At 75.1% G+C, this 382-nt stretch carries 1 protein-coding gene; it reads right to left on the reverse strand.

Going from position 1 to position 382, the window contains the following annotated elements; all coding sequences use genetic code 11:
• Positions 1-382 (reverse strand): shikimate dehydrogenase family protein (locus QOL99_RS17685; RefSeq protein WP_407650219.1); only part of this gene is annotated, 382 nt, incomplete at both ends.

The raw sequence follows: 382 nt of genomic DNA on the forward strand, positions 1-382 counted from the left end.
CCCGCCGCCGCGCGGAACACCGGGGCAGGCACGTCGGCCCCGGTCCAGGCCAGAAAGGCCAGCCGCGCCTGATGCGCGAGCATGGACAGCCCGTTCTCGGCCCGGAGTCCGGCGGCGCGGGCCTCCCGCAGCAGCCGCGTTGCCTGAGGCTGGTAGACCATGTCGTACACGAAGGCCTGGGAATCAAGGGAGGAGAGGTCGAGGCCAGGAAGGGGCGTTTCCTCCGGGGCGTCCAGGCCCGCGCTCGACGCGTTGACCAGCAGGGTCACGCCCGGCCAGGGCACGTCTCCGGCCGCCTGCACCCGGCCTCCCAGGTCCCGCACGAGGGCCTCGGCGCGGGCCGGGGTCCGGTTCACGACCCGCACGTCGCGGCCCTGCGACC

Origin of the sequence: Deinococcus rhizophilus (assembly GCF_030271215.1) — a bacterium.
In the GTDB taxonomy this organism is placed as follows: Bacteria; Deinococcota; Deinococci; order Deinococcales; family Deinococcaceae; genus Deinococcus; species Deinococcus rhizophilus.